Genomic DNA, 21,159 nt, shown 5'->3' with positions numbered 1-21,159 from the left:
TTTTTACTATTTTAATTCTGACTAACTTTTTTAATCGCCTTATAAATCTCGCTATAAGAATCTCTACCTTTATATTTTTCAGCTAATTCACATGCCTTATCCATTTTTGAGCCAGCAAGCATTTCTTTAACCCATTTATCCTTCTCAAGGTATTTCCGAGTTTTATCGTATGTTGGCAGATATTGCTTTAATGCTCTTTCTGTTGCTGCAGAATCTTGAAAATGTCGACACGTATCTTCAAAATGTAGTAAAAACCAATATTCTATTGACTGTAGGCTATCACAGAGAATCACATTGGGATTATTTTCATATTTCTTTTTGAACGACACCATTTTTTTATTTTCTGCATCAGAACGCCTGCTAACATCTGCATCAAAAACACATATTACAAAGACATCTTCATCTAGAAGTTCCTTTATCTTCTTTTCTATTTTCTCAATACTATTGTTTTCAAATAAACGAGGAGAAATAGAATATCTATAACCAAGTATTTTTTTCAAATGACTGAAATAGAATAATTCAGTCAAGCCCTCACCAACGATATGAATAACCTGTCTGGTCGCTGTATTTTTTCTTGCTTTTCTCATAAAAGTACATGATTATAGATTAGGGACTGCACCGAATTTACCAAATTTATATGCCTTTTGGAGAGAACTGATCCTATTCAATCCCTTGAAATCTGTTAGAGGATATAGCACACTTGATCCATCCGGATTCTTTTCAGTAAACCAGACATTATCTTTTCTAAGCAAATCTTCCTCTCCTAACAGTCCATCATAATGTGTAGTGAGCAACAACTGGGCTTGCTCTGATTCTTTTAGAAAACGTTCAATGATGTATTCTATCAATTTCGGATGAAGAGAGGATTCAATCTCGTCAACTGCAAGAAAAGCATCTCTTTCAAGAATCTTTTGCACTTGAGCGGCCAGGCCAAACGTACGTATAGTACCGTCCGATTCAAACAGTTCCGGGAACTCATAATAATCATTGTTACCATCATCAGATGAAACTTTATGCTGATACATAGTATAATTAATCGAACCCTTATGTGTTTCCTGTTCTTTGGAAGTAATATTTGAAATATTGAAATCAGCTTCCTGTAGATATCTCAAAATATAATCTTTTGCAGACTCGTCCTTGATTGATTCTTCGGCATAACGACTTAAAGATGATGCAGGCACAATCGCCGGCATAACCTGATTGGTTAGATACTGAAGAACTGCCTCTAATTCTACAATATGTGTATTTACCTGCAAATAAGCAGCAAAAACTGACATGTTATGCAAACACTTCAATGTTATTTCCTCTTTGACAGATTGCGACATTTTGATCTTCTGTCCAAATTTAATAACAGATACGTTATTCTCAGTATTTCTTTCAAATATAGTAGCAGGCTGTTGGCTTGGATAATAGATTAGACTTTCCTTTGCTACGTGCCATCTATCTAAAGCTACAGAATAGACATAACGAACTGCTTTTTCCTCATTCTTCAAGTAGAACGAAATCGAATATTCAGATAACTGCCTCGAATTTGTTTTATTTAGGAGAAACGGGACTATTTGAATTTGTTCTGCCTTATTAAGTGGAGTATAAGTAATGAATGACTTGATAAAATCACAAACTTTAATAATATTACTCTTACCCGAAGCATTTGCTCCATAAATGACAGCCACTTTCAATAGTCTCACATCACCCCCTAATTCTACAACATGATATGATTCCATATCTTTACTTCTATCAGCTTCAAAACTTAATATAGCCTCGTCTCTAAATGAGAACATGTTCTTAAATCTAATTTCTGCTATCATATAATCTGTTTTTCCACAAATATATAACTAAATGTCCATATTCACAAATAAGATTCATTTATTTGCATTATTTCTACAAATATCACAAACTAATATCTATTCTATTAAATTTATTATAACCTTAGGCAATATCAATCATTTAAAAATCTTGGATCACAACAAGGAAAAGGTAAGTATACCTACAGAAGAAGCCATGAAGATGACTATCTATGTACAGAAGCAGAAATAAGACGTATGTTTGCTGATGCTAATCACCACAGGGGTTCTAATGTAAGGTGGACACACCGTATCTATCCGGACAGAATGTGGGAAGCAAACCTCTATCATTTCTATAATAGATTGATACAGGTTTTACCACGTCCTATTATGATAAAAGATGGTATACGACAAGAAGAAACATCTGCTCATGTACTATACGAGAAGCACTAATAAATTGCAATAAAGACCTCACAGGAGCGTCTGCACTGTCCACCGAAAGAAATTCCCCCCAGCTTAACTTATCATATATTCTTCGAGTATTATTTCAAATAAATTATAGGAGAGATGGAAAGACAAAGAATAAATATACCCGAAAAACGTTATGCGACATCTTGCGCTACGGGTTCGATCCCGTAGCGCAAGATCTTACCCGCATTACTCCTTGTTGCTTAATAAGGGAAAAGCGGCGGCATCATTGGGGACGCCTCCTTTGCAGAATCCCTATTTATACAGATTGGACAAGGCGTACAGAGGAATAATATCCGCCTTCTCCAACTTGCCGAAGTTCTCCAACGATGTTCGTATGCCGTATGTCAGGTGTTTCTCTTCCATGAACTGGTACATGCTTTTCATCGAACCCGTCGTGCCCGCTTTCACTTCCAAGGGAACGACCCGCATGTCCTTGACGATGACATAATCCACTTCCGCCTGCGCCCCGCGTGACAGATTCTGCCAGTAATACAGGTCATGCCGTTGCACGGGCGTATTGTATTTCAGCAGTTCCAAGCCCGCCACCATCTCCGTGATATGCCCTTTGTTCACCAAATCGGAGGCCGCCCCGACAAGCACCAGTCTCGACATCTCCGATGTGCCTCCCGTGTTCTCCAAGCCGAGCAGCCGCAACAACAACCCGCTGTCCAGAAAGATATATTTCACGAACTTCTCGTTGATCTCGGCTCCCAGCGGTATGCCATTGGCAGCAGTATGCACGGCCGGTCTTACCAACCCGGCATCTTTCAGTAGTTCCAGCGCACTCTTGATCTTCTCGCTCCGATAATTCCCCTGCACGTTGCTATACACGAATTTCCCGCCTATCTGCTGCGCCACGCTGCGGAGCGTCTGGCGGAGCAACATCGGGTCGGCTTTCTCCTCGTACTTCGAGAAATCGTCTTCATACGCCAGCATAATATCGTCCTGCACCTGCTGACATTTCAAGTAATCTTCCGTCTCTACCCAGTTCTGGACGGATTCAGGCATTCCCCCGACCATCAGGTAATTGCGGAAACTTTCCACCAGTTTCCCGTGCAGAGCCTCGAACAAAGGTTCTGCCGGAGAAGCGTTCCGCTTCGCTTCAATCCAGCCGGCGTGTCCCGTTGCGGCAAGGAACTCGTCGAAAGACATCGGGTACATGAAGAGCGAGCGCACCCTGCCAACACCGAAAAAAGCCATCTTCTTTAAGGCAAATTCCAACAGCGAGCCAGCTGCCACGACATGAAGCTCCGGATAATCCTCATAGAAGAACCAAAGGCTGTGTATCGCAGGCGTGCAGGCCTGAATCTCGTCCAGAAACAAAAGCGTTTCGCCCGGCACGACAGGTATGCCGTAAAAGGCCGCAAGGCGCGAGGTGATCTCTTTCGGTTTCAGATTACCAGTGAACACCGAAATAATCTCTTTGTCCCGCTCGAAATTCACCTCCATGAAATACTTGAAAGTCTTCCCCAACTGACGGACGGCAGAGGATTTCCCCACCTGACGCGCACCCCGAAGCAGCAAAGGCTTGTGCGCTCTCTCGTTTTTCCATTCCAGCAAGTAGCTGTCAATCGTTCTCGGATAGTATATTTTCTCCATAGCAACCTCCATTTTTTTGCAAAGATAATACTTTTGTAAAAAGTCAGAGGTATTTCCATGCTATTTTTGTAAAAAGTCAGATATAAAAATCACTATTTCCTGTAAAAAGTCAAGTATAGTCTACCAACGCTATTGACCTTCCTTGATTTAGAGGTTGATACTTTTAGAGAAGTTTAACCCATATTGTTTACACTGTCACGGACTGGCTTTACAGTCGGAGTTTGTATCTCTAAAAGTCTTCATGCTATCTTCTCCCGGTTCGCACCGTCGGCCGTGTTCCCTCTATCCAAACGTACAAGTACGGTGGGTTGTCTGCGTTACGAAGGTAGGCTCCTGCCGGATGAATTGTCGTTGCTTCCATATCTATCAATTTTTCATTTCACTTCACATTTCTTTGTTCTTTTCGTGAGGACTAAACTGCGCCGTTAATGTCCGTTCAGAGTTTCGGGATTGTACCGCTCTTGTATAAAACTCCGTCCCGATAATAGGAGACAATGCCCGGTTTCAGCCCCATACTGTCATAGACTACATACTTGATATAATTGCGGTATTCCTCCCCTGAAAAGTTCTTACCGCAGATGTTGTTAAAAATCATGGGTACGGAAAAGCCGTCCTCGCCCGGCAATACAACTTTGTCGCCTTGTTTAATTTCTTCTACCATAACAGTTTGTTTTTGAGTGGTTAAACTTTAAAGCTGTTTTTTCTTTCCCTGCTTTCGCTTTGCTTCGCAGGTCTGTTTTTCAGCTTTTTAAGGCAGGAAATGGATAAAGTGGAGCATAAAAAGCCAAACCCAGATAGAAAACCGACCGTGCAACCGTCTGTTTTCGTTATCCGAATGAAATGCGGTTTGGCGTTATGCGCTTTGTCCTACCTTTGCCGACGAAAAGAGAAAACCAGACTTACCAGCAAACGGGTAAAACCTGAGTCGTACAATAGGGATAAGTCAGTGTATGGCATAAAAAGAAGTAGATACCTGCAAAATAATAAAGTTAGCAATACTATCGAGTGGAGTTATAAAATGAACAAATGCAAGACGATTAATTGGCTTTGATTGCTGTATTTCAAGATTGCAAACAACAAATTTTCGGCACTAAATAGAAATAGTGCCGAAAATTTGCTATTTTTACAACGTAAAACAAGTGATATGACTAACGAAACAACGACATCCATACTTGAATATGCTGACACCCATCTTAAATTCAGCATGGAAGATTTGTTTGCCTATCTTCACAAAAAGATTGGCATAAACAAGTCTTCCCTGGCATGGTATTTATTCAAGCTCGTGAATGAAAACAAGTTAGTCAGAACCGGGCGTGGAATGTATGCCAGAATTTTGAAACCGTCCTTTGCCCCGCAACCGGCAGAGGAAGTGAAAGAAGTTTATGATTTGCTGACAACCCATTTCCCGTTCGCCAAATTTTGCATCTATCAGGGAGAGATTATCGCACCGTTGCAGCATCACCTTTCACCCAACCGCATTATTTATGTGGAAACGGATAGAGGTACAGCAGAAACCGTTTTCCATCTTCTGAAAGACGATTACCAAGATGTTTATCTGCGGCCGAACAAAGAGATGATATACCGGTATGTAGATATGGACAGCCGTGTTTTTATAGTGAAAAATCTTGTATCAGAAGCTCCCTTACAGCACATATCGGGCGTACCTATACCCACGTTGGAAAAACTATTGGTGGACATATTGAGAGATGTGGACTTCTTTTATCTGCAAGGTAGTGAAAGCGAACGTATCATAGAAAATGCCTTTAATCTGTATGCAATCAATCGAAGCCGACTTTTCAGATATGCCGGCAGACGTAAAGTGAAAGAAGAATTATCAACAATCTTAGAAAATTTGAATATAGTATGATAAAGAAAGAGTGTTTCACGACAGAATGGATTGAACGAGTTTCGTCCGACCTACACTACAACGACAAGAATCTCATTGAAAAAGTAATCCGTGCCTTGTCACTGCTTGAAATGCTGGAAGAGGCAGGCTGTCCTTTGGTTTTCAAAGGCTTATGTATAGCTATACATAACCATTTTTATGAAAACAGTCTGAAACCAACTTGAGGTGAGTCATGCTCAAGCCCTTCAGTCTTTCAGCAAACTCATTCCGATATTCCTCGGACAAGCGATAAGAGCCGTTTTCGTAAACGATAAGGTTTTCTTCCGACAATTTTCATAAAACCTTTTCATCAAGCCCCTCGTAATCCCTCATTGCCATTTTGTACAAAGCCAGCAATTCAAAGACATTCAGTTGCTCGGCGGCAGCTCTATTATCCTGTACCTTCCTGACAAAAATAACAAAGGCCGTATCAAGTATAGGAGCATTGAATGTGAGACTTACCTAATACGAGTCTGTTCCCGAATAGTCAGGCAGTGCTTTCCCTTCCATAATACAGTTGTAGAACATTTTTTCCACTCCTTGACCGGAACGCTCCACCAATCCTGTCTTCTGCAATACCTCGCTCATCAGTTTACTGCGCGGAACACTGTTCACTGTCAAAATGTTGTTCATATCCACTCCGGACGGAAAACCACCAGCATTGGTAATGGTTATACTATCGGGATATTGCTTGATGACGACATCGCTCTGAATCAACATTGAGCGGTGGCAGCAAACATTCAATATCGCCTCTCCGATTACCTCTTTGTTGAAAGATGGTATATCGAATATATAAGAGCCGTCATTGTAATACAGAAGCGGATTGCTGGCAGGCTGGTTGATGTAATCCCATACCTTGTCAATAGCTATGAATAACAGCAACTGAAATTCTTTGCAAGCGGTATATTGTATCATCGAGTGATACATCCTGAACTCTACAACGATATTGTTCTGAGGGAGATATTTCCGTATGGCTTCGGATTTCCCAAGCAGAATAAGTGCCGCATAATTCAATTTCCCGTCCTTCAACAAATCCAAATCAGACAGCACTTGTTCGTCGGGATAGTTTTGAAACAACGGATTTTCCTGCTTTCGCGCATATTGGGTTTTCATTTCCGCTATGGCCTCCTTATCCAAATCCTCTATAGTAAGCCCCTCGCATATCTTGGCTGAAAAATCCGAACCGACAACCGCATGGAGCATATACCATTCCTAATACCAATCGTCCACCCTTTTCATTCGCCAAGGCGACAATACACCCCAATACACACCGTCGCCTGTCTTTTAGATCAACATGTTTTCCTCCGGCAAACGTGTAATTATGCTTTGCCTCCTTAAATTCTATATGGTCTTCGCTTTCGCCTAGCTTCTGTAATTCTGCAATCGTAATCTCCAACAAGGTAAATCCAACCCCAAAAGATACAAATGGCTATTCCGATAGAAACGAAAATTGTGCAACACAATTTTATGTCAGTAACACATGACAATGTAAAATAAAAGGGGAATCCGCGCTAATAAAAAGGGATCTGCACGGAAGAGAACCCGACCGAAGCCGGCTCCCTACACTCTTACGCTTAATCCGTTACATCAAAGAAATAACTTAGCTCTTCATCTTTCAGGTTCTCCATCGCATATTGGTCGGTCTGTTCCTCAAGGGTATTGTAGAGTTCCGCGAACTCCGGTCTTTTTTCGTGGTATTGCCATATCTTATGGTTAAGCACCAATACCAGTTCGGTTAGAAATTCGTAATCTTCTTTCCACTCTTTGAAAGCACGATTGAACGTGTCCTGAATAGCCGAAAGGCCAAATCGCTCTGCTAGCGAAAAATCTTCCCAAAACTTTGTTTTTACTTCGTAACCGTTTTCTTTCATAAATTCTCTGAATGTCATAATGCTTAAATTTTAAGATTGTTTTTTGTTTTTCCCTCTTGTAGCATCTACTACTTTCGGGCTTGATTTAATTATGTCGTCTCAAAAGGTGTCATGGCTCCTTATGCAAGGTTTCACGGCTAAATACGACCTCTGTGAAGCAGAAGGTGGAGATTTGGCTGTGAACCCAAGGCTATGACCTTGCAGACAAGAGAGACATGACAAGCACCTTTGCGACACAATTCACACCAGATAGCCCGAAAGGGATATGCGGAATAATGGAGGAAGTAAGAAGAAGGCTAAAACAGGGAAAGGTAAAACCGAGGATATGCCGCCAAAGCACATAGCCCAAACAACGACTGGTGAAAAGAGACAGAACTGAAAGGACAAAGTGATGTCTCCTTTAACAATTTTGCTGGCCAAAAGAAAAATAGGTATGGCTTTGGGAGCTTATAAAAGCCGTTTAGTTTAGAACTTGAAGAGATATACAAAAAACAAACTAAACTTTATTATATTTGCAGTGTGCTTCGAATATCATCGTATGATGAGAACGGGATTGTTTTTTTTCCGAGGGACAAAAAAATTGGCCTAAAAAACATCGAGGGACAAACCTTATATTTGCTCTTTTTATCTTTTGGACAGCAAATTTTTGTCCCCAGTTTGTCCCCCGAAGCATTTCATAAAAACATAATATATTAAATATCAATTTATTACAAATCAAAAAATGATACAAAACATTTTTGCATCGGTAAGTAGTATAATTTATTGATAATCAATCAGTTAAACAGGAACTAAATAAGCTGATTCGAGAACCATATTTTCTCTTTTTAGCTTATGTTTTCCACATTTTTGTCCCCTGTTGTCCCCTAGAATGGCATCGGGGGACAAAATTTTGTCCCTTGATGTATTTTTGAGACTTTCCCTCTATAAAATCAGTCAAAATCACAGATAATTGATGTCTGAATACTATTTTTTATTTCCCAGCCTCAAATACATTCAAATATTATATCGCTGATAAACAGATATATACATTGGGGTATGCGGAGTAAGAATTACGACAGATGATTCTGCCATAAATACAAATAACATTCTTATTGAATATTAATCTTAGAATTCCTACTGGTTGGTACCTACAATATTGTCATGGACTTGGTGGGTCTGAACCAACTTTATTTTATTGTGGAACTTTTTAATATTGTCCATATTTTTAGTGGACAGCAAGATTATTAGTTATACAATACAAAGAACATTACGAATCTCGCATTCTCTATTACACAAAATGCTGGTGTCTCATCACCAGCAACATCGTCACTCCGAGCCGAACATTTTTCTAAATTCTACAGAATAATCAGATGTCCTGTCATAATCATACATCACAGCAGCATTCTCATCATTCTTGTTCTCAGCATTCTCCGACCAATTGTAAGAACCTGTTATTACAATCTGATTGTCAATGACACAATACTTATTGTGCATTAATCCTCCTCGTGAACCACGAATTGTCTTAAATGGTATTCCATCTATGTTAACTCCAAACTTTGAATTCGTATAATCATCATAGAAAATAACCTTCACATCAATCCCTTGCTTATGCTTTTCCACTAATTTGTCTGCTATACTTTGATTTGTAAACCACGCTATACATACATGAATTGACACCCGAGCCTTATCAAGCTCCTTGATTATTTTATCCGCAATATCATTGAAGTAAGCATCATTTCTTACGGGTTTCCTGTCTGCAAGAACACTTCGTAAAAAAAATCTATTCAAGGCTTCTACCATTTCTTTTTCACAATCTTCAGCTTATACCATCGACTTTGGACAAACAGTCAGTGTATTTCCAGGATGATCCTTACTATTGCTTGGAGTAATACTAACTGTTTTTACAACATTCAACCTTTCAACAACCTCCTTTGCATCCTTAGCAATAGAATCATCTAAAAAGTAAACCTTTACATATGGTTTACTGAATGCCTCTCGGATTTCAGTACTAAAATATCTTCTTTTATGCATATCAATTCCTATTATAATTGTTCCTTTATTATTCTCAACATATAGTGATTTATCCTCGTTTTGAATAATTGTACGATTTTCGCTATTTTCTCATCATTATTTTAATATTTCCAGAAGTTGTCATCAATAGTTCCGAGTCTAGCGAAATTATCCTTGATGCGCTAAAATCTTGCGATACTGCCATATAATTTATTGTTTCGTAATTGAAAGCTATATCCTGTTCACACACTGATGGCACTAATGGAAAGGTTCTTTTCCCTCTAATTGAAAAATCAGGAACTCTGCTGTGCTATTTCGTATTTCTATATTTTTTGCCATAAAAATCATTTAATATATTGTGGTAATGGTTCACAAAACATTTTGTTAACGACTCTATCACGCATTAGCTTCATGTCAGTAAAATTACGACATATATTTTGTGCTATTTCCAGATAGTTATCTGAACCATCATCTTTTTGATAATAGTATGGCTTTATTGAAACACAGTTTTTATGTTCAAACAAGGTGTTTAGCAAAGTTCGGTCCGAGTTACCACAAGAATGCCCCATGATATAAACTTGATATGGAGCAGATTCAATGAACTGAAGCAAATTACGATATTTCCCCGACTCTAAATACTTTATAGATTTGATGTTTCTTAAACACTCATTATCTGATTGTTTAAGGAAATCTCTATAATCCTCATCAAGCTCATCACCATAGCCAAATATTATGCTATCTGGATTATTCAAGTCTCCATGAATATGGTTTGTAGATGCAACTTTCAAACACCCATATTTGTCAGCTACTTCTGTATAATTAAAATTAAGTAGCACAATATTCTCAGGAAATATTAAATCCTTTAGGTAAATTTCTTCTATCTCTGACGAACCTACAAACTGCTTTCTGAGCTGTTTGATATCCTCTGCCATAAAGTGCCTATCGGAACTTTCATAACCATATCTACAGAGTAACTGTTGGTACACATTGTCTTGTTGGATTAAATGATCTACGTAGTCATAGTAAACTTGTAATTGTGAAATACTAACATCATCTTTACGAATATTTCCATAAATTTGACGTTGTATCTCCTTATTGCACTTTATATTATCAGTTGTGATAGAAGAAAGATATTGAGCTAAAAGCCCTTGAATATAATGTAACTGTTTGTTGATTTCTGAAATTGTATAATTACAGTTGTCCGGATTTATAATCGCATTTCGCAATAAATCATAATATTCCTTTTCTATGTCAACCCACCCTTTGGTCTCAATACAAGTGCATATATTAAAAAAAAATGGAGACAATGAAAGTTCAAAAGACTTAGAGTCATTGGCAATACTATCAATAATCTCTTTACCGGACGGTTTGTTAAAAAACTTAGGAAGACAAAATGCAAAGACATTCCAACAGCGATTGTAATTGTCTGAAGTAATTTTGATAGAACAAAGACAATCCTCCGATATAGGCGTAAGATTTCCTATAAAAGAATCAACTCGTTTCTCCCAATACCAGTTTATAAAATCTTCATATCTAGTAGGAAGCCCATGTGCCAAGTCAAAACCATTGCCGATTAGTATTATTCGATTCATATGTTGCATTATTCTTTGTATGGTAGTGCCACAAATGTATTCAGTTTTTGACGCAGAGTTCGCCAATTTGGAAGACGTTTGTTCATCAACATCTCAAAAATCTTGTTATGAGTATCAACTTTAAAATGACAAAACTCATGTACAATCACAAACTCAATGCACTCACGTGGTACTCGGGCAAGTTCAAGATTAAAGATAAGCAGACGCTTTGAGGGAATGCAACTGCCCCATTCAGTCTTCATCTGCTTGACCTGCCATTTAAAAGGATTCTCTTTAAGTTTATTAGCCCAGCATTGGAGCATTGATTCCAATTCCTTTTTAAGATGATACCTATACCAAGTACGCATTAGTTCTGCTCTTGTTTCAATAGAAGTGCCAGGTTTCAAAAACATATAAAGTTTGTTACCTTTAAGTTCCATATTATTTGCATAGTGAGGCAACTCTTCTACAATTAGTTGATACCGTTGACCAAATAAATAATGGCTCTCGCCCGATACGAATTGCCGTTTCGTTTGTCGAGGTTGGGCAAGCACTTCCTCTATCTGAGTACGAAGCCATTCCAGTTTTTGCAAGACAAAATTTCTGGCATCATCATCTGCCAGATAATCAGGCATAGAGATATGTACCCTCGCATCTGGAGGATAGACAGCTAAATGCAAATTTTTAATGGATTTGCGTTCAACCTCAATTTCAATATCTGCTACATTTATGATATGCATTAAAACTCAGGATTATTTATTACAATACGGAGAATGTCATCTACATCAAATGGTTTAGATGCAGTGAATGATTCTAAGGCCCTACGAAGCTTAGCTTTCTTTACATCATTCGTCCTAAATCCTTGCTTAGCATTAACTTTGATAAGTTGATAGACCTCCAGAGTTAATGCCACATCTTCGCCTAGATTATCAAATAATGCTTGTTTGCCTTGAGTGTCAAGTCTAGGGTCGAATGTACGATTCCCAAGTTCACGAGCCAACTCAGCTATTGCTTTGAGATATTCCTTATAGTCAAGAACTCCTTGGCGATACTCTGCGAGCAGTCGATTTATGCGTTCTGAGAATTTTCTATATTCTTCTGGATTACTCTCACGTTTACGGTTAACTACACGACGAACATTGGCAGTAATCGTTGAAGCGACACCATCCTTTCCTCCAAGTGCTTCCTCAGCCTCATGTTCTGCTTCCTCTGAGTTACTGTCAAGCACAAGGTCAAGAAATGAAAAGTCTTCAAGCATGGCAAGTACCTTTGAGGACTTGGCATCTATATACATATCAAGTATGTTTCTCATCTGCTGATCATACAGTTTCATGTCAACAATATCTCCGGCACGGCGCATTATGGCATTCCGAATATTATCAAAATTCTTGATACGCTCAAATATAGTCTGCGCCTCTTCAGTCGTATAACCAGCTCTCTCCATTTCAAGCGCAATTGCAGAATAACGGGTCACAAGAATTTTTACAGCATTATAGAAGGCTTCGCGTATGGGGGCACTTTGGATAGTTGCAGCTTCTTCTTCATTAGGCTCCGTGCTGCGTTGGTCGAATACAAAGTAATCAAAAAATTCGTTGGTCGTTTTTGGATGAGCAACAGGCTCACAAAGATGCTCTACACGTTCAAGTGCCGTGTCCAAATCGCGCTTGGCATTCTCAAATCGATCCGTTAACAATCCTTCCACATCTTCCTTGTCGTAATCTGAAAATGCTCCAGTAGTGTAATCATTGACCGCATCTTCAATATTCTTAAAAAGCTGTTTATAGTCGACTATATACCCGAACTCTTTTTCTTCATACTCGTTGTTTGTACGGTTTACGCGACAGATAGCTTGAAACAAATCATGCCCCTCCATTTTCTTATCAAGATAGAGATAGGTAGCCGATGGAGCATCAAAACCAGTAAGTAGTTTACTTACCACAATCAGTAGTTTCATGTCACCTGGATGGTCGACAAATTGAGTCTTAGCCCATTCCTCAAATTCTTCGGGAGTGCGGTCCTTAAACATCTTTTTAGCCATCTCTGCTTTATATTCAGCCTCGCTTTGTGTTTCGCCCGAAGATGATTCTTCCGGACTCGCATCTTTACCGTTAAAACTTGAAACGACTGCACAATGTCCTTTAAGTTGTGTTTCCTGAAAGACCTCCCAACAACGATAAGCCTGATAAATGCTATCGCAAACCAGCATTGCATTACCCCAACCTTCCCGAAGGCATGATATGAGTTGCATATCCTTTACAATGTCGGCTACAATCTTACGCACGCGGTCACGACTCGAAAAAAGATTCTTCATCACAGCCCATCTGCTTTTTAACTCCTCTTTTGCTTTCGAACTAAGATTGCGCGTAATGTGTTCAAAAAGTTGGTCAACGGCCTGCTCATTTTCAAGATTCTGCTCTATTTCGCGAGCTTCATAACGTAGGTCGAGAATCACCTGATCCTTAACTGCCTCATTAAATTTATATGTATGAATATAATTGCCAAAGTTTTCTCTCGATGTAAGTTTACTCTTTTGTTGTTTCAGCAATGGAGTACCGGTAAAACCGATGAGCATGACATCATCACCCATAATTTTTTTCATGGCCTTATTGAGTATACCACCTTGTGTACGATGACATTCATCAACAAAGACAAATATATTGCCTTTAGCCTTGAAACCTTTTGGCAGTTTTTCGGCAAGTGCAGCCATATACTGTTCCGGTGAGCGCTTTCCTCGAAGTTTCTTCTCTTCTGCGGAAAAAGCAGATTCCTCCTGTCCTGCAATACCGAATTTATGGATAAGGGTACAAATCAAATTAGGTTCAACTTCTGACAGCATCGAAAGAAGATGATTTCCGCTTTTGGCACGAATTGGTTTATGACCGGCATCTTTGAATCCATTCTCAATTTGTTTGTCGAGTTCATCACGGTCGGTGATAATAACAACACGCGGGTCATTTGGCATATTCTCCAATATCCATTGAGCCAGCCATACCATCATCAAACTTTTGCCGGCACCTTGCGAGTGCCAAATAATACCACTTTGCTTATTGCGGATACGTGGTTTTGCTGCCTCGAATGCAAAATATTGGTTTGGACGACAAACTTTTTTAATACCTCCGTCATATACAACGCAGTCATGGATAAGACGCAAAATTCTTTTCGGTTCAAGCATCTGAAGCAATGAACGATCAAGTTCATTAGGAAATTCTGTTCTTGGAAATAGCTCAGGAATTGGTTCGGGAGTGGACGTATCATTGGGATAACTTTGACCCGTTGGTTCCTTCCAACGTAACCAAAACTTTTCCGGAGTCAGTATTGTACCATAATGCACTCCTTCACTATCGTTTCCGGCAAAAAGAAATTGAGCAGGTACAAAAAAATGGCATATTTCATTATCTCTACCATTATTACGAATCTGTTGGCGCACACCGTCTTTAACACTAACAGTTGATTTCTTCAATTCAATAACTCCAAGTGCCATTCCATTGACATATACTACTATGTCAGGACGCCGTGTATGGTATTCTTCTATATTACGGCGAACTGTCACCTCCTCTGCCAAAGAAAATATATTGTCGGCCACATTATCCTCGGACCATTTAATAATCTTAACAGTTTTGCTTTGCCCGTCATCTCCTTGAATATTTACTCCGTAGCGCAGATAGCTATAAAAGTTCAGATTGCTCTGAAACAACGTGTCCTTATCATGACATCGGCTTATTTCCAAATCGAGCAAGCGAAAAACTTTATCAATCTCCGTATTTGAGGCGTGTTGTGTATCTTTTATAAACTTTCCGAGAATTTCAGGAATAATTGGAAGGTTGTCGGCATCCTGTTTATATCCAAGATACTGATAGCCACAATAATCGTGGAGGAGATTAACAACACGATTTTGAGTTGTGCGTTCCGAATCTACTAATGGTATCGTGTTCATATTAAACGGATTTTTCCTGTTAATAACTGCTGCATCATGCCTTGACGGACTGCAATATATTTATCCCTTTTTGCCTCTATTGCTTCAATTCCATCATTCATGTCAGACAGAATATTGGCAATGGCTTTTTGTTCTTGCATCGTTGAAGGTATATTTATTTTCATTTTTGCAATCATATTTCTTCTGACGGAATCTACTGTTGCTTTTGCTGATAATGCAATAACTCGATTATAAAAGAAAAACGAAAACAGAAAATAAAAGAATTTTACATCTATATCATCAAAGTCGTACATTAAATAGCATCGTTGATGTAAATCAAATTTCCCATTGACATAATGAAATACCTTTCCTATTTGGCCATCCCCAATAGTTATAACACCTTCACAATCGAATATATAGCTATTACTTCTCATGACTGTGGCCGACCGAATGTAAAATGGATATATACCTGATTCAATTTGATCTCGAGTGTTACTCTCTCCTGTGGTTATTTTACAACATTTTTCAACTAAAGTATTCCTCCACGGATGGACGAAACCTGGTAATCTGCGATGAGCGGTTAGGAGCTCTTGCATAGTCCCCTGCATTACAGCCCGTTTCTTTTCAATCAGAGTATCGAGTTCACGAATTAACTTATCCACATCGCTCAATGCTTCTGCAATTTTCTCTTGCTCTTTATATTTCGGCGCATATAATGGAAGACGTTTTACTATCTCTGCCGTAAAGCTTTGCTGTTTTGAACCTTGGCTAAAATTGAATGCAAGAAAATCGCTCCATTGACGATAAAACCAAAACAAATATTTCACAGTCATCTTGTCAGTGCTATTGATTGCAAGACATGACTGATTAGTCGTTGCGGGAGTTTTAACAAAGGCACATCGCCCTCTAGTCCCCGCAGCTTCAAGCCCTGTAATTGCAATAAGGAATGTTCCCGGTTTATGCAACGTAAGATGAGTATTCTTTTGAGCGTCTGAAGATATGTGCTCACGAGTATTTTCAATTTCACAATAATTTAGCTCTCCGCTTGAAATCCATGGGATTGTACCAACAAAGTTATCAGGGATACCTCGATAAGGGGTAGCCCCCGCAGAAAAGGTTATTAAGAAATCAGCAAAGGTGCCTATATCCCAATCCTCTGGTATTCGGCACAACTCTGTTTGTTTGAATTTAGTTTCAATCATAATTCAAATCCCATTTTGGCGAGGTGAGCATTTACTTTTTCTTCAAGTTCTCGTACTGAAGCGTCGATGTCGGATAAGCGGCGAGCATAACGATCAACAAGAGCAGTAACTTGTTGTTCAATATCCACGGTTACATCGAAAGCCGCACTAATTGCTCCTCCAACTATAGCAGTATGCCATTTGTCGTTAACAACCATACCCTTAATTTCCGATTCTTGTAAAGTAGGATATTTTGCAACAACAAGTTTGGTCAACTTTGATATCTTTTGTTTAACATCTGTCTTAGCATTAGCCAACTCTCTGTTCAAGTCAATATATTGTTTATATAACTTAATGGTATCATCTGGCAATGCCGCATAATTAACAACTTCCTTCAACCGATATTTAATTGCATTTACACTCATGTCGCTAAGACGATCAAATACATTCCGATTTTTGGCAATAATAGCTTCGCGTTTCTCTTTGCCAATCTTTCCTTTTTCGTTAATAGCAAGATATGTCTCTAAAACATCTTTTTCTCCCTTCAAAGGTTTAGGACATATAGCGTAGATATATTTGCTTATGATTTCGGTAACAGTATCGTTAAGTTCCTCGGGGTATTCCTCCTCCATCTGTTCTATCTCACCTTTGAGTTGTGACACACGCTCTTCAGCTTCATTGACCGCCTCGTTCTCTTCTTTGAAGTAGTGATTGACAACAACATGAACCGGCAACAAATCGCAATTGTAATCCCTGAAGGTGGGATTCTTTTTAGGGACAAACTTTACCTCTTTAGATTTTTTATCGGTTGTAAGAACATCACACGACAATTCTACCGTCCAACCATAGCGAGAAATCAGATAACAATCATCTTGCATGGCTGAGTTCCAATAGTTGAGCAATATGTCATATATCGTATATTTGTCAACAAGCCCATCAATTTCAGAGAGCATCTCAAGGAGTGACTCACTCCAGTCTGCTATAAGTTTTTTAGGCTGGCATCCGGGAGCAAGCGCAAACATCTGTTGTGACACAAGTTTATACCATTCTTCTATTGCATCAGAGAAGAATCCACTTAAAGTACTGAATTCCTTATTGTGTATAATAGTGTTTGGAATCTCGTTGCGTCCGACGCGCAGTTTATAATAGTTTTCCTCCAATGGCTCAAACAGCTCGTTTTTGAGTGTCGGACAGTGTCGCCAGAGATAAGAAAAACCTTCTTCTACATCCTTAGTAGGCAATCCACCATTTAGTTTGAGGTGAGCATAAAGATCTTGCTGAATTTCAGTATCGACTGGCGTTATATAACGTGACACATTGAGATTGCAGTCATTTCGCTCGTTAGTAATTTCGGTGTAAGGTACGAATCGGGCATAATGAGGTATGGTTTCCTCTTTATCATCAAGGTTGCCGTTTGCTTCGAGATTTTCAAGAGCTTCCCAAGCATCGAATACGCGGCGAATATCCTGCTCGCGAAGTCGATTCTTTGCTCCATCTTTTGTGAATCCTGATCGAGCATCAATCATAAAAATGCCTTTTGATGTCGAAGTCTTGGCTTTGTCAATAATGACAATACAGGCAGGAATTCCAGTACCAAAAAACAAGTTTGTAGGCAGACTTATGATGCCTCGGATATACCGTTTCTCAATAATTTTCCGTCTAACAGCTTCTTCTTCATTACCACGGAACAAAACTCCGTTTGGCAATATACAAGCTCCGCGCCCTTGCGAATTGATTGACTTGATAATGTGAAGCAAAAATGCGTAATCTTCATAGCCAATAGGAGGAATAGGAGGTAGATTGTCTGAATTTCCCCACCGACCGAAAGTGTCATTGATTTTAATTTCTCCCTTTATCCATCCTTTCTGAGAGAATGGAGGATTAGCAACGACATAGTTGAATGTTTCCAGCTGATTTGGTGTTGATTTAAAGAACGGCTTTTCAATTGTATCTCCGACTTCCAACTCCGGGTCGTCATAACCATGAAGATACATATTCATAACCGCCATACCTCGTGTTGCCCCATCAAGTTCTTGACCAAATATAGAAACGCCATCACGATGCTTGGTATATTCCGCAGCAGCACGAAGCAACAATGATCCCGAGCCGCAAGTCGGGTCATATATAGAAATCTGTGGCCGATTGTCTTTATGTATGCCTATCAGACGAGCCATTAAGCGAGAAACCTCAGCAGGAGTATAGAACTGACCTTTCTTTTTACCACTCTCTGCCGCAAAATTCTTCATCAGATATTCATACGCATCTCCGATAAGATCGTCATCGCCAGCACGGTTCTTACTAAAATCAAGGAAATCCCGCTGAAAAACAGAAATGAGGCTTGTCAATGTATCAACCTTAGCTTTCCCAGTTCCGAGTTTAGTTGAGTCATCAAAATCAGCTTCGTTGATAATGTGATCTAATCGAGGATTCGCTCGGGCTATGACATGGAGCTTTTTCTGAATCTCCTCACCTATATTGGGTTTCCCCTTAAGAGCAACGATGTCATTGAAAAAACATCCTTCAGGAAGGTCAAAGAATATGTCTGAATCGGATTGTACCTTGTCACTAATGTACTTCAAGAATAGCATAGTCAACACATAGTTCTTGTATTGACTTGCGTCCATGCTTCCGCGTAGGATATTGCAACTTTCCCAAAGTATGCTATATAATTGAGTCTTCTTTATTGCCATAACTAAATTTTTATTTTACCATTTATGAGTTGACGAGGGTCAACATTAAGTAATTCTGCAACTTTAACCAACATATCAAGGGATGGTTGTGACTTATTGGAACACCATCTTGAAATTGTATTCTCGGACTTACCCATTTGCTCTGCCAACCATCTATTGGTTCTTTGCTTTTCTGCAAGTACCACTTTTATTCTATTCAGCATCATTTGTTGATTATTCGACATTAGTATTTAAATTATCCTCGTTAAATTGCAAACAAAAATACGTCAAATTCCCCATATAGCCAAGTATATAAGCGACAAAAACATCATTTAAAGGAATGGCTACAGTTGTCATAAAGCTATGCAAAAAGAACACATGTGCCGTTTTTATCTATTCCATCAATGAATTTCACCTTATCAAAAATATTATGCTGCACGAGCATAATGCTTGTGCAGCATAATACCTCAATCCTGTCTTATTACTCAATCACATACAAATCAACCCTATACCTCATTCTAATTGGCAATTTAGCGCATTTTTGCTTGGTAATTAATTTGGCACGCAGAAACAGTTATTCCTTACATCGTTTATTCAACACTCCGGCAAACATATCCATACCTCTCTTGGAAATCCCTAATCTTGTCGCCAGTTCTCGCCACTCTTTTATGGTTCCAATTACCTCAGAAATAATTTTCTTTGCAGCTTTTCGGTTAAGCATATAATCTTCGCAAGCATCAAGCAAAATGTTTAAGTCAGCTTTGTTGGAAGTGGATGAAATAAGCAGACTTTGATATTCATTCAGAGTGGGATTCATATCGTATGCAGGAGAAAGCGTCCAACCTTTTGCAGTCAAAAGAAAACCGTGATTGCGGAAATGGTCATCGCTATTGCCGATGCAGATATTGAAAGCTGCACGGCGATAGAGTTCCTGCAGATTATCTTCCACATTCGTACAGTTCTGGATTATGAAATCGACTATATCCAGATAACCGTGTCCCGTAGTTGCGTTGTCGCCGTCATTGAGTCCTAATAAAGTCATGGCAGAAGCAAAGTGAATCCGTTTCCCTTCTTGGGTTCTGTCAAAGCGTTGCGAAAGCAAGGTGTGATATTTCTCACCTGTTGCCAGTACTTTGGTTTTCGCGGCATTTATACCGGCTTTTATCGCAAGAAGATGGCTGAAATGCTCCCAAAGTCCGGCATCGTAATCATCCTTGCGAGAAGGGAACTTGGCGACATAAAGCGTTTTATCCGTGTCAATCACACTGGCTTTGGGTCTTGCTCCACCTAGTGAAGAACCCGGTTGCACGAGTTGGGCAACCCATTTCTTATCAGGCAGGACATTCCCCTCTTCGCTTTTCTCGATTTCCGCACTGGCTGCAATCAACTCCCTTATATCAGTCAGAGGTGGGATTTTCAACGACTCACTTACATTTATAAATCCCCCGTCTTTTGACTCCTTGAAACGGAAAGCACCCATTCGGGAAAAGTCATCGATACCGGTCAAAAAATCGAAAGATGACAGTCTCCGTACCGGTCGTTTCTCTTCCATCGCAGTAATCTGCTCACGTCGCAACAACAATGTTCGTCCCCAACGATCCGGCAATGAATCCGAGAAACATCCGAATATATCTTTCTCCGGTTGCGTATATTGCTGTCCCGGATAATTATTCAGGTCATCACTCAAAAACAAATCTCCGTGTTTTTTCAACCATTCATTGCTGAAGGTAAAGCAATAACTGTCCGAACCACGAAGAGATTCATAGCCTAACTCACCAACAAGTTCTGTCTCCTTAAGCCAATCAAAATCGGCATATACATATAATGTTTTCATCGTTTATTCCTTTTTTGAGGCACGTTCCCTAGTCTTCAGACTCAAATCCTGCAATGTTTTCCCCAATTTATCTTCTTTGGCCAGCCACAGAATATCATCATCAAGCTGTAAAGCATACAGCACTCGCAAATAGATTCCGATTGCAACTGTCGGTGCACCTTTTTCTATTCGGGACACGGTCAACGGAGAACAGGTGGCACGTTCCGCCACCTGAGCCACACTCAAATTCCTGCGTAAGCGAGCCAGTTTAATCTGTTCTCCCACAACCGCCATCTTTTGTTCTAATTTCCGGGGCAACTTAGTCCCCATTGTATTTTTAGTCATATTCAACTCATTATATAATACGCAAAGATATTACTTTTTATCTATTTAATGATGTATTGCAGATAAAA

Annotated in this window: 17 protein-coding genes and 2 pseudogenes; 2 read left to right on the top strand and 17 right to left on the bottom strand. The window is 39.4% G+C overall.

All coding sequences use genetic code 11. The annotated features are described in order from the left end of the window. Positions 1-11: 11 nt before the first annotated feature. The 4 genes from BF9343_RS05115 to BF9343_RS05095 form a co-directional block, all read right to left on the bottom strand. The gene (locus tag BF9343_RS05115; RefSeq protein ID WP_010992314.1) at positions 12-587 is read right to left on the bottom strand and encodes an RloB family protein; all 576 of its coding nucleotides are present in this window, start codon (positions 585-587) and stop codon (positions 12-14) included. A 12-nt stretch (positions 588-599) separates the two neighbouring features. Then, positions 600-1,808 carry an AAA family ATPase gene (locus BF9343_RS05110; protein WP_010992313.1) on the bottom strand — a complete coding sequence of 403 codons (1,209 nt, stop codon included), beginning with the start codon at positions 1,806-1,808 and terminating at the stop codon, positions 600-602. A 699-nt stretch (positions 1,809-2,507) separates the two neighbouring features. Beyond that, positions 2,508-3,854: an ATP-binding protein gene (locus BF9343_RS05100; RefSeq protein ID WP_100738761.1), complete on the bottom strand. Its 1,347-nt coding sequence runs from the start codon at positions 3,852-3,854 to the stop codon at positions 2,508-2,510. Between the two features lie 436 nt (positions 3,855-4,290). Further along, the gene (locus BF9343_RS05095) at positions 4,291-4,515 is read right to left on the bottom strand and encodes a DUF7688 family protein (protein ID WP_010992309.1); all 225 of its coding nucleotides are present in this window, start codon (positions 4,513-4,515) and stop codon (positions 4,291-4,293) included. Positions 4,516-4,998: 483 nt separating this feature from the next. Between BF9343_RS05095 and BF9343_RS05090 the strand changes: the two genes are divergently transcribed. Beyond that, entirely contained in the window at positions 4,999-5,721 is a 723-nt protein-coding gene (locus BF9343_RS05090; protein ID WP_010992307.1) for a DUF6577 family protein, read from the top strand. Continuing rightward, positions 5,718-5,870, top strand: a pseudogene (locus BF9343_RS05085) (nucleotidyl transferase AbiEii/AbiGii toxin family protein); the annotation flags it as partial. The gene BF9343_RS05090 and the pseudogene BF9343_RS05085, both read left to right, overlap by 4 nt. 331 nt (positions 5,871-6,201) lie before the next feature. Here the strand turns inward: BF9343_RS05085 and BF9343_RS23885 are convergent. The 13 genes and pseudogenes from BF9343_RS23885 to BF9343_RS05030 form a co-directional block, all read right to left on the bottom strand. After that, positions 6,202-6,942, bottom strand: coding sequence for an ATP-binding protein (locus BF9343_RS23885; protein ID WP_224223177.1), 741 nt, complete (start codon positions 6,940-6,942; stop codon positions 6,202-6,204). Positions 6,943-7,313: 371 nt separating this feature from the next. Next, positions 7,314-7,628, bottom strand: coding sequence for a hypothetical protein (locus BF9343_RS05075; RefSeq protein ID WP_041926178.1), 315 nt, complete (start codon positions 7,626-7,628; stop codon positions 7,314-7,316). Between the two features lie 1,287 nt (positions 7,629-8,915). Continuing rightward, positions 8,916-9,389, bottom strand: a complete 474-nt coding sequence (locus BF9343_RS05070) for a phospholipase D-like domain-containing protein (protein WP_010992301.1) — start codon at positions 9,387-9,389, stop codon at positions 8,916-8,918. A 21-nt stretch (positions 9,390-9,410) separates the two neighbouring features. After that, positions 9,411-9,620: a hypothetical protein gene (locus BF9343_RS23590; RefSeq protein WP_010992300.1), complete on the bottom strand. Its 210-nt coding sequence runs from the start codon at positions 9,618-9,620 to the stop codon at positions 9,411-9,413. A 249-nt stretch (positions 9,621-9,869) separates the two neighbouring features. After that, positions 9,870-9,938 (bottom strand): annotated as a pseudogene (locus BF9343_RS24255) (RhuM family protein); the annotation flags it as partial. A gap of 5 nt (positions 9,939-9,943) precedes the next feature. Then, positions 9,944-11,191 carry an AbiH family protein gene (locus BF9343_RS05065; protein WP_010992299.1) on the bottom strand — a complete coding sequence of 416 codons (1,248 nt, stop codon included), beginning with the start codon at positions 11,189-11,191 and terminating at the stop codon, positions 9,944-9,946. 8 nt (positions 11,192-11,199) lie between these two features. Continuing rightward, the gene (locus tag BF9343_RS05060) at positions 11,200-11,910 is read right to left on the bottom strand and encodes a M48 family metallopeptidase (RefSeq protein ID WP_010992298.1); all 711 of its coding nucleotides are present in this window, start codon (positions 11,908-11,910) and stop codon (positions 11,200-11,202) included. After that, positions 11,910-15,104 carry a type I restriction endonuclease subunit R gene (locus tag BF9343_RS05055; protein WP_010992297.1) on the bottom strand — a complete coding sequence of 1,065 codons (3,195 nt, stop codon included), beginning with the start codon at positions 15,102-15,104 and terminating at the stop codon, positions 11,910-11,912. Before BF9343_RS05055 ends, BF9343_RS05060 begins: the two co-directional genes overlap by 1 nt. Continuing rightward, positions 15,101-16,285: a restriction endonuclease subunit S gene (locus BF9343_RS21585; protein ID WP_010992296.1), complete on the bottom strand. Its 1,185-nt coding sequence runs from the start codon at positions 16,283-16,285 to the stop codon at positions 15,101-15,103. Before BF9343_RS21585 ends, BF9343_RS05055 begins: the two co-directional genes overlap by 4 nt. Then, positions 16,282-18,954: a type I restriction-modification system subunit M gene (locus BF9343_RS05045; RefSeq protein ID WP_010992295.1), complete on the bottom strand. Its 2,673-nt coding sequence runs from the start codon at positions 18,952-18,954 to the stop codon at positions 16,282-16,284. The genes BF9343_RS21585 and BF9343_RS05045 overlap by 4 nt, the downstream gene beginning before the upstream one ends. 2 nt (positions 18,955-18,956) lie before the next feature. Beyond that, on the bottom strand, positions 18,957-19,178 hold the full coding sequence (locus tag BF9343_RS05040) for a helix-turn-helix domain-containing protein (protein WP_010992294.1): 222 nt from the start codon (positions 19,176-19,178) through the stop codon (positions 18,957-18,959). A gap of 329 nt (positions 19,179-19,507) precedes the next feature. Beyond that, positions 19,508-20,767 (bottom strand): type II toxin-antitoxin system HipA family toxin, encoded by a 1,260-nt coding sequence (locus BF9343_RS05035; protein WP_010992293.1) that lies wholly within the window; start codon positions 20,765-20,767, stop codon positions 19,508-19,510. Positions 20,768-20,770: 3 nt separating this feature from the next. After that, positions 20,771-21,091, bottom strand: a complete 321-nt coding sequence (locus BF9343_RS05030) for a helix-turn-helix domain-containing protein (RefSeq protein ID WP_077687917.1) — start codon at positions 21,089-21,091, stop codon at positions 20,771-20,773. Between the last annotated feature and the right edge of the window lie 68 nt (positions 21,092-21,159).

This window comes from Bacteroides fragilis NCTC 9343, from assembly GCF_000025985.1.
GTDB lineage: Bacteria > Bacteroidota > Bacteroidia > Bacteroidales > Bacteroidaceae > Bacteroides > Bacteroides fragilis.
This window is presented reverse-complemented; position numbering and strand designations above follow the sequence as displayed.